The 8,796-nt window shown below is 36.9% G+C and carries 9 protein-coding genes and 1 pseudogene; 1 reads left to right on the plus strand and 9 read right to left on the minus strand.

The window, feature by feature from the left end:
• Nucleotide 1 precedes the first annotated feature (1 nt).
• The 6 genes from T495_RS0112190 to T495_RS15345 form a co-directional block, all read right to left on the minus strand.
• Nucleotides 2-955: a HaeIII family restriction endonuclease gene (locus tag T495_RS0112190; protein WP_033148858.1), complete on the minus strand. Its 954-nt coding sequence runs from the start codon at nucleotides 953-955 to the stop codon at nucleotides 2-4.
• Nucleotides 956-1,209: 254 nt separating this feature from the next.
• Nucleotides 1,210-2,037 carry an HNH endonuclease gene (locus tag T495_RS15340; RefSeq protein ID WP_051652030.1) on the minus strand — a complete coding sequence of 276 codons (828 nt, stop codon included), beginning with the start codon at nucleotides 2,035-2,037 and terminating at the stop codon, nucleotides 1,210-1,212.
• A gap of 1 nt (nucleotide 2,038) precedes the next feature.
• Nucleotides 2,039-2,767: a hypothetical protein gene (locus T495_RS0112200; protein WP_155993643.1), complete on the minus strand. Its 729-nt coding sequence runs from the start codon at nucleotides 2,765-2,767 to the stop codon at nucleotides 2,039-2,041.
• 11 nt (nucleotides 2,768-2,778) lie between these two features.
• Entirely contained in the window at nucleotides 2,779-3,879 is a 1,101-nt protein-coding gene (locus T495_RS0112205; RefSeq protein ID WP_033148860.1) for a hypothetical protein, read from the minus strand.
• 266 nt (nucleotides 3,880-4,145) lie between these two features.
• Nucleotides 4,146-4,931, minus strand: coding sequence for a nuclease-related domain-containing protein (locus T495_RS0112215; protein WP_033148862.1), 786 nt, complete (start codon nucleotides 4,929-4,931; stop codon nucleotides 4,146-4,148).
• Between the two features lie 49 nt (nucleotides 4,932-4,980).
• Complete coding sequence (locus tag T495_RS15345) at nucleotides 4,981-5,541, minus strand: hypothetical protein (RefSeq protein ID WP_051652031.1); 561 nt, start codon at nucleotides 5,539-5,541, stop codon at nucleotides 4,981-4,983.
• A gap of 598 nt (nucleotides 5,542-6,139) precedes the next feature.
• On the opposite strand from T495_RS15345, the gene T495_RS15350 reads away from it, so the two are divergent.
• The gene (locus T495_RS15350) at nucleotides 6,140-6,334 is read left to right on the plus strand and encodes a hypothetical protein (RefSeq protein WP_051652033.1); all 195 of its coding nucleotides are present in this window, start codon (nucleotides 6,140-6,142) and stop codon (nucleotides 6,332-6,334) included.
• Nucleotides 6,335-6,572: 238 nt separating this feature from the next.
• Here T495_RS15350 and T495_RS0112230 read toward each other — a convergent pair whose 3' ends face one another.
• From T495_RS0112230 to T495_RS16075, 3 genes and pseudogenes are all read right to left on the minus strand, one after another.
• A complete protein-coding gene (locus T495_RS0112230) occupies nucleotides 6,573-6,977 on the minus strand; it encodes a putative toxin-antitoxin system toxin component, PIN family (protein ID WP_033148863.1) in 405 nt (134 codons plus the stop codon).
• Nucleotides 6,974-7,270: a type II toxin-antitoxin system RelB/DinJ family antitoxin gene (locus T495_RS0112235; protein ID WP_033148908.1), complete on the minus strand. Its 297-nt coding sequence runs from the start codon at nucleotides 7,268-7,270 to the stop codon at nucleotides 6,974-6,976. The genes T495_RS0112230 and T495_RS0112235 overlap by 4 nt, the downstream gene beginning before the upstream one ends.
• A 1,115-nt stretch (nucleotides 7,271-8,385) precedes the next feature.
• Nucleotides 8,386-8,796, minus strand: a pseudogene (locus T495_RS16075) (hypothetical protein); the annotation flags it as partial.

The following is an 8,796-nucleotide window of genomic DNA, read 5'->3' on the forward strand; positions in this document are numbered from 1 at the left end:
ATTACCATTTACAGTTGTATTTGATATTCACGTCAGCCGGCATACCAACAATTTGTATATCAAACTTTAATGATGTCTCCACAATATCTTTTGCATTATGAATTCTAAACGAGAATTGCCATCCATTATTAAAACACATAATAACAGTTGTTTTGCTACGTGGCTTCATGCCAATGTGCAGTAATGACGAGGGCAGATTGATAACAGGTACTTTTATCGCTGGCTCTGAAGAACGACTTGGCAAATTAAGAGTACCATACATGTTAAACGATTGAATTGTCGTTATTCTTTTACTGTCAATACTTATTACTTTATAGAAATCATATTTACTGAGAAGATACTCTACCATTCTTCTTGGCACGGTTTTATTTTCTTTGATTTGAGCTGAGACCTCCTTCACAAAAGCATTCAGTATAGGCACATAAATTTCATTTTTCTTGGATTTCAAATCCCTAAAATATGTCCCTTTTGCTTTTTCTCTCTCCAAAAAATCAAAAGTAGGCTTAACATCATTCCAATATGTATTAGAACATGGGATACCATACCACTTTTCACCAAAGTCAAGTGTTTTAGCTATTCGACTATGTTTTACAGCCAAATGATTATGCTTGATACTCAAACCAATTTCCCAAATTATATCTTTACGTTCGATGATAATATCACGGACATCTGCATCTTCTCCATGTTGATCGTTCTGAATATACAGACTGAGCATATCGGTTCCTTTCTCAACAATATTAGGCTCAAGAGCAAAAATCGTTTCTATTGTAGACTTCGCACTAAGAGAATAGAGCGTTTTATCCCCATCAGTCAATGTATTCCACGCATTTTCAGCGGCAGAATAACTACTGTTTTTTACAATCATTGCTGGTCGAATCTTACTAATTGCCTGAAGCAAAGAATTCAAACAAACAAATTCGTAAGCTCTCCCTTGATTATTGCTTATGCTACTCATACGTCAGCTATGTTAGATAAATTATTCTATATTCTATACTCGATAAATGATACTTTTGACAGCTTTTGCTCAACCAGTACAACTTTTTATGTATTAAAATCGCACATCGTTGTTAATAATGTACTATGCAAAGGTATAGTTTTTTTTTCGAAATAGTCATTACGAGAGCAATATTTTATGCTTTTATAACGATTATCATGATCATAATAAAATTGAGGTATTCATCACTCTACCATTGAGCGTTTTTACTATGATTATTCAACCATCATTTCTCGATGTTTCTCCAGAAGTTTTTTGCTTGGCTTATAAATCGATGGCAATGTGATTGGTTCGCCTTCAAATTTCTGGAAATACTCTCGCGTAACATCTGTTGTATAAAAATTCCGAATACTCTTGCTAACTATCATTCTATAATCCTCGTCGAATGAGATTAAGTGTTTATCAAAAGCTGCATCATAGGTTGCACTCAGGCATAGTCCATTCTCTGGATTCATCCTGTTAGCTTTATCTTTAGACCACTCTGAAATATGGCTCGCACGAAGAATTACAGGAACATTCAACCTCGTAACACAGCATTGATAACCATAGTTTTTTAGAATCATATTTCGGAAATAGCCCTGCCCTATTCTTATTCTAGCAGCAACTACCTTTTCACTTCCCTTTTTATCTAATTTAAAAAGTTTAGCCAATTCACCGGAAACACTTCTCCCAGATGCATTTCCATTCGCTATATCATAACCCTTGCTTTCTGCTAAACAATATGTATAATATTTAAGTAATTGGTTAATGGAAGCAGAACAAAAACCTTTACCAGGATAACTACTTTGATTGCTATTAACATTACTAAAAAAGGAGATTCCTCCCTTTTTATATTTCCGCTGTTCATCACACACGAAAATAGCTATCCGCGTTAACAACCCATAATCATCTATACTGGCAACAGATTTGCCTTCAAGACCAAACACATCATTATTTTTAAAGAGGTTGTCAATAATATTTATTGCCATAATATAACTGTTTGCAGTTCCATTTTTACGTTCATAAACAGCATATAAGTAATCTTGAAATCCTTGCAGTGTCATATTAGTCACATTTTTCTAAATTCTCATCACAATATTTTAGAGTTGCAATAATCTCCTCATTAATTGCTTCTCTCTGATTATCACTCATATCAAGAGTATTCACAAATGTAGTATATATCATAAGCATACCTTCAGCTTCTTTCTTTCCATTATCAGTATCTACAGACTGGATACCTGTTCGTACAAAACAGAAACCATCATTAACTCTCACACCAAAACCATTAAACTCGCCATAATCCTTACTATTTCTATTGATGCCTTCATTCATCTTTATGGGAAAGGGCATTGGATTCCTTATGAAAAAGAGCCCAGCTATTTCATTCGCCTCCAGCTTATCATTATGCAGGAAACGCTCATTGTAACGCTGCAAAAAATGATGTGTATACGAATGTATCTGTGGTAACATTACAGCATCACTGTCAGGCGTTTTTTTATACGCCATACTTAATCCACGAATCACGAAGCGTTTATTATCTTCAAAAACAACACAAAATGATTGATAATGAGGACGCTCTATCTCTGCGACACTGTTTGCATAATAGAATATTATATGCTCATTACCTGATGCTGGTATTTTATATTTATCTATATACCATACAGGAAATGTCCTAGCCTTTTTAAACTCCTTTATTGCCTTAGGACGTATTTTATCTATCCTAATTTGAATTTTAGGATTATCTGCCACAAGCTGATCATGTATTTCCTTTACAGTCATTGATAAAAGTATCATAAGTTATTCTATTATTTCTGTTCAATCACTTCTGTTCCTAGTTTTTGCAAATCAGCCAAAGTACAATTAGACAGGATGCTCGAATACCTGAACTCCTTACACTCTTGAGCAGAGTACTGATTGGGGAACTTAAAACTATCCCCTAACACCTTGTACTTAATGCACATATACCTACTATAAGAATCATTATATCTATATGAATCGCATAACATACAGTTTCTAATAGACATGCCTTTCTTCACGGCCCAATCGAGTGCCACCTGTGATGGTAATAGGATATATTCGGATGAAGTACCTTCATGCAGGTGTGGAAAAGACTGTACATTAAATTCGCACAATGACTTTGGATCATACTTTATATTCATCATCCCACATTTTACTTCTCCATGACTTAAGAACCTTGTTTTTCCACCTGGATATATGACCACTCTTGTGACATCAACGTCAGTTTTCCTTCGTTTTGCTATTTTAGGAACAAAATTAAAGAACTTGCAATTTTCATTTTCAACAAAACCCTGTTCTATAATATCATCGATATCCTCCTCTGATTTTATCTGGCGAGTTTCGATTATCTTATAATTAGAATTTATCTTATCATCAGTAGATTTATTAGTTTTAAAAACTTCAATAAACAATGGTGGCAATTCAGGTCTTACTTTGGAAGTAAGCAATAAATCCGGTTTAAAACCTCCACAAGGTTCTTCTTCCTGACAACAATCATATAAAGGTTTATTATTCCAGCTTTTTAAATCATGGACTATTCTTTCATCATGAAAGCCACATCCAAAATCTTTTTTTAATACGCAAGAATCAGACTCTGAGCACGAAATATCACGTACAAATACGACATTAAAAGAATCAGAATCTTCAAATTTCATCCTAATTCTTCTTTTGGCTAATTTGTGAAGATAAGACTCGCCATCACATGCACAGCCAGAAACATGCGAGAAATATGGTCTTCTAACTTGACCCATATTTACTTCCATATCCTGACCGCACTCTAAACACTTATAATTATGATCATACCTCGTTTTCTTATTAAGTTCACCAATGAATAGCAGTTCATCAGTGTCCTTATCGAGACAATAACGATATTTAATTTCTCTCATCATCGCTTGTTATTTATTGCCACAAAAGTATAAAAATAATTTGGAATTTCAGAAAGATACACGGAGAAAAGAAATATTTCGCAAAAATAATTGGAACGTACAGAAATATTCCTTATCTTTGCAACGTCAAAAGATTACTTTTGACTACGCCGCTGAGTGCGGGGAGCAAGACTTTATCGACACTACTCCATTTAAAAAGTCATCCTTATGGATGGCTTTTATCTTTTTGTAACGACGTATAAAGAAGCAATATATGATTTTTATAATATCTAATTAAGCGTATATTTGCATTTTGGATAGTTAGAACACCCAAAAAAAGAGCCGTATCTGCCATTCCTGACAACCAAACGTCCACCACATCTAGGGCAGATACCAGCAGCTATCTTATTATTCTTATCGTTTACTGCAGCCTTTAGATTTCTCACATGAGCCTTATCATTAATAACTTCTCTCACATTTTCTACATCAAGACGTACCACTACATCTTGTAATTCTGAATCACTCAGATAGCTTGTGGTATAACTACGTATCAAATCCAGAAGATTATAATCATAAACCACATGAATACTTGATTCTACATTTGCCAAAACAGCATCGCCACAAAAAACCACTATAGGCACAATCGGCAAATACTTCCATTCTTTCAGATAACTTTTAATCGCATATGAATGAGCCAAGGATTGTTTGACAGGATTATAAAAGCGACTTTTCTTTACATAAGTATATGTTTTCCACCATTTCTTAGCATAAGTCACATCTGTTATAATCATCTGTGTCCAATACCTGCGATTATCATCACCATAAATCTCGCCTCTATAGTTTTTTGTTTCAATCGCAAACACGCCATATTTTGAAACAACAATGTGATCTATCTGTGTTGTTCCCTTTGGAGTTTTTAATATTACATCCTTAAAAACATAGTACTCATCAGGCAGTTGCATCAGGATATTATGCACCCTATCCTCCCCTGCATGCCCTTTGTATGTGGCCGTATTGGTCCATACACCATAGATGAATAGGATAATTGTTGCAAAAATACAAATTGCTTCTACCATAAATCAGCAACGAAACTATAGCTAAACCCTTTCTTAACTTAAGGAATTCCTACAGATCATCCATATTTTTCTTTTGGCTCGAATTCTTATTTGCTAAATCCTCATAATCAATATGAAGATATACTTCATCAATATATGGTACTGAAGAATTTGCTATATATAACCCGACATATCCTAATGCTTTTTCTTGTTTACTACCTGGCACAAGTATTGAAAGAGTTGGGTGACCTTCTTGTTCACCATCATAGAATTCCCCATCAGAATATTTTGATTTAAGCATTCCGTAAAAGGTGGCAAATTTTCTGTTCCCATCCTCTTTATTATAGCATGTAATTACAGCTTTTGCTCGATACACAATTTTAGTCTTTTCATTATAATAAACATAAAAATCTGCCTTCTCATTAGAAAAAGTTCCTTTAAAGCAACGACATCCAAATCCTAATTGTTTGCTTCCAATAGGGTCGTACTTTACTCCCTTTGCTTGCAATTTTGATTGAAATGATGTAATAGTCCCATTCAAAGGGATACCCATAAATTTCATATGTTCTACCTGAGCAGAAACCATCAAAGATATCAAACAAGCTATTAATGACAAAGTTATCTTTTTCATACTACAATTCTTGATTATTAATCATTATTTTTTTGCAAAGATAAGTGTTTTCTTCTAATTCTACAAGTTTTTGCTCTCTATTTTATGTTTCCTCATTTTACTCTATACTTAAAAGTGATCTAACGATTCTAAATTCGATCTAAACAGATCTAATTTATTTCGCCGATTCCCCAAGATCTTCTACCTTTGCGCAAAAAAATGAGTAACCCAGCTTTTATGTCCGTATGCATCGTGGGGGATAGGCGGCAACTGAGGTCGCTATATCAAAAGATGCTTAGACTACAAAACCGAAAGAAGCCATGGATTGAGAATGGTTTCTACCACCCAGAACGTTGGTTAGGTAACCTGGTATCGCGACTTGGAGGCGATTACAACGAAGTGTATTGCAGAGGAACGTGGGACGACCTGGACCTAAACCGAGAAAGGTTATATTTTTTCACAGAGTCGGCTTGGAACGCACCTTTTCGATTTACTACGACTCATCCAGAAAGTTTATCCTGGGCTTGAGATATTCTTCTCTGCAGTAGGTGATGATTGGGACTCCTATCTGACAAACGATGCAGAACGACGCTTCTTTACAAACAGATTCGAACTTGACATGCCGCCAGATAACGACTACTATGATAGCATTGAAGAGGTGGCAGAACTCGTTGGCAACTACATCGGACATCATATCGAGCCCACCAAAGAGGCTGTTTACCAAGCTATTGAAGAATGGGAAGATGAGAACGAAGACATCGATGCATATATCAATCTGAAAGAATTTGAGGTAGTTAGCCTTGATGAGGTTTGAAAAATGAAGTTTTTTCTTTCAATTGTTTGGAACGTATCAGAATAATTCTTATCTTTGCAGCGTCAAAAGGTTACTTTTGGCTATCCGGGTAAGTTTCCCGCGTGAGGGTAAGGCTTTATCGATACTGCCCATTTAAAAAGTCATCCTTATGGATGGCTTTTTATTTTTCATATCTCTTTCGAAACAAAAAGAGAGGTGCCGCTGCGAAGCTCCACCTCTCTTTTTTGTTTCTATACTCTCATTTTTCTAAAACGACCTTCAGAAAATCTGCAGGAGTGATTACTTTGGGTGTATCTGGATAATGCTTCAGATTACCTGTCACCAGGAAAGAATCCTCATTAGTCAAGGCAATTTCGTAAAACACCCGATCATCCTCATCCGGCAAAGGCTCAGGAAAAGCGGTACGCGACATTTCTACACCATGCTCTATTATATACGAAATAAGAGCATCAACTACGGCAGGCAATAGTTTAAATTTATCTCGATGGAGCACCTCTCTGTATTCTTCTATCACATCACCATCATATAAGGGAGTGAATGCACCCTGAAGCATGAGACCCACCACAGTTGAAGTTGCCGCCTGTGGATTATGCGTAATAAGTGCCGACACCAACACATTGGTGTCAATAACAGCGTATATCATTTCTGTGCTTTATGTTTACGTATTACCTTCCTCGCCGCACGAATCTCATTATTAATTTCCTCTAATGACAATTCTGGCTCACTGCTTGATTCAGCTACATTTCGCTGCTGCATAAACAACTCTAATGCACTGGGAGCACTTTTTATGGGGAAAGGGATACTACGACTTCTTACAACAGCATTCACAAAGATGTTAAATGCTGTGTTTGCACTCATACCAAACTGTTCGCAAAGCGCATCAAACTGCGACTTTACTTCAGAGTCAATTCTGACTGTTACTGCTGATTGTGCCATAATCTCACAATTAAAATTTAACGTCATATTGATGGCATAATGCCACCTATTTGACGGCAAATATACGAAGTATTTTAATAACTTCCAAATTTTTCTGCGATTTTTTTAAACTTCGCCGCTTTTAACAAGAGAGGTGGAGCTTCACTTCACACTTATGCTCACCTCTTATTCGTCATATTATTCATATATCTTTATGGGAAAGGGCATTGGATTCCTTATGAAAAAGAGCCCAGCTATTTCATTCGCCTCCAGCTTATCATTATGCAGGAAACGCTCATTGTAGCGCTGCAAAAAATGATGTGTATAAGAATGAATCTGTGGTAACATTGGAAAATCCTATTAAAATCAGAGAAAAATGAGTTTTTTTCTTTCAATTGTTTGGAACGTATCAGAATAATTCTTATCTTTGCAGCGTCAAAAGGTAACTTTTGGCTATCCGGGTAAGTTTCCCGCGAGGGAGCAAGACTTGATCGACACTACTCCATTTTAAAAAGAGCTACTCTAATGAGTGGCTCTTTTAATATATCCTCTTATATCATATATTCTGGTTGCTATCCATGGTGCATGGAGTACAAAATTTTTCGCACACCACAAAATATAATAACCATTTCTTTTGGTAGTGTTACAAATTCTTTTTATCTTTGCAGCGTCAGAATAGCAAAATTATACATTATTTTTTATTCAGACATTGTTCGCAGTGATGCGAGGAGGTTTATTAATTATGACAAAAAATTATAGAGGAATCAGCAGCGATGCTCATTCCTCTTTTTTATGTCTTCAGCAGCCATGAGGATTGGTGTCAATAACAGCGTATACCTCTCTTTCAAAAACAAAAAGAGAGGTGGAGCTTCGCAGCGGCACCTCTCTACAACTTATGCAACTAAATTTTATCATGTATGGAAAAACTAACTAAGTTTGCATGAACTTTATCTCGCGGCGGTTTCCTGTGGGGCGCACGGCGAAGTGGAGCCAGATGGCGCCGCTGGATGAGCGCTCTATCAGCAGTTCGTCGAAGGCTTCGCCACTCTCCTCGCTGATGTCGAGCAGGATGACGGCGTAGCGGATGAGCTGACTGATATAAAATGTACCTGCGTACCTGTGTTCGGGGTGCTTACTTACATGACCATGATGGCCTTTTTGCGGTACCTGAATTTTGTTGTGCCATCCTCGACATACTCACCAGATTTTTCGATAGTGCCGTCTTTCTGCATACGCTTTATGCGCATTCGGGCAGCATCACTGCCATTCAACATAAAACAGCGCATCACATCGGCCGCAGTAAACTCGTCAGGCAGGCGATTGTAACCCTCAATCGTTTTCTGACTATGCCGGTGATTGGCAGAAGCATCGCGCAGCTTGTCGTCGAAGTACTTCTCGGCCAGGGCGCCGAAGTAGTGGCGCTGACAGGCAAACTGGATGTTTACTATCAACTCGGCCAACTGGTCGTCGATCTCATCCGTTTCAAACTCACCGCACCAGTAGTCGCCCTCCTGATGGAGCTCGCCCCAGTGGCGCATCACGATAAA

Origin of the sequence: Prevotella sp. P6B1, assembly GCF_000702825.1 — a bacterium.
Classification (GTDB): Bacteria; Bacteroidota; Bacteroidia; order Bacteroidales; family Bacteroidaceae; genus Prevotella.